The sequence below is a fragment of the Calidifontibacillus erzurumensis genome (assembly GCF_013303125.1).
GTDB lineage: Bacteria > Bacillota > Bacilli > Bacillales > Bacillaceae_J > Calidifontibacillus > Calidifontibacillus erzurumensis.
In genome coordinates, this window is record NZ_JABTTE010000069.1 from 1 (window position 1) to 763 (window position 763).

Sequence of the window (763 nt, forward strand, 5' to 3'; positions counted from 1 at the left end):
CGCCGATGGAGAAGTACCTCTAGAATCTCTTCCGGTTTCTAAAAAAGGAATGATGTACAATAGTGAATTTGGGGAAATCGTAGATTGTTGGTTAGAGGAAGATTTAAAGCTCAAGAAAAAAGATAGAAGAACGAATAAAAAGATCCATGAGGATTTAAAGAAGGAGTATGGCTTTAAGGGATCTTATCGAACGGTATGCGATTATATTCAACATCGAAAGCCCTTCATTAAAGAGGCAAAAATGAAGAGATACGAACGTTTGGAACATCCACCTGGAGAAGCACAAGTGGATTTTGGAAATATGACCGTAGTGAAGGATGGTGCTTATAAGGATATTAAATTATTAATCATGAGTTTCCCATATAGTAATGCAGGGTTTGCTTATCCCCTTCCAGCTGAAAATTCCGAATGCTTTTTAGAGGGACTAAAGAACTTGTTCCATCAAGCAGGGGGTGTACCGACCTATATAAGAATTGATAATCTCGCAGCTGCCGTTGTTTCGATTGGGAAGGGGGAAGAAAGAACCTACACAGATTCCTTTTTACGATTTCAAGCCCATTACGGATTTGAAGTGCAAGCGTGTAATCCGGCAAGTGGTCATGAAAAGGGAAACGTGGAAAAGAAAGTGAATTACACTAGAAATAACTTCTTCACTACCCATCCAATCATGGAGGACTTTTCTCAACTGGCAGAATGGATACAAAAGGAGATGGTGGCGGACCGAGAGCGTCCTCATTATGAGAAAGGGGTATCTATTCAGGAG

1 protein-coding gene is annotated in these 763 nt (G+C 40.4%); it reads left to right on the top strand.

Annotation, left to right across the window (positions count from 1 at the left end; translation table 11 throughout):
- A partial coding sequence (istA, locus tag HR057_RS16825) for an IS21 family transposase (protein WP_173732659.1) occupies window positions 1–763 on the top strand: 763 nt, incomplete at both ends.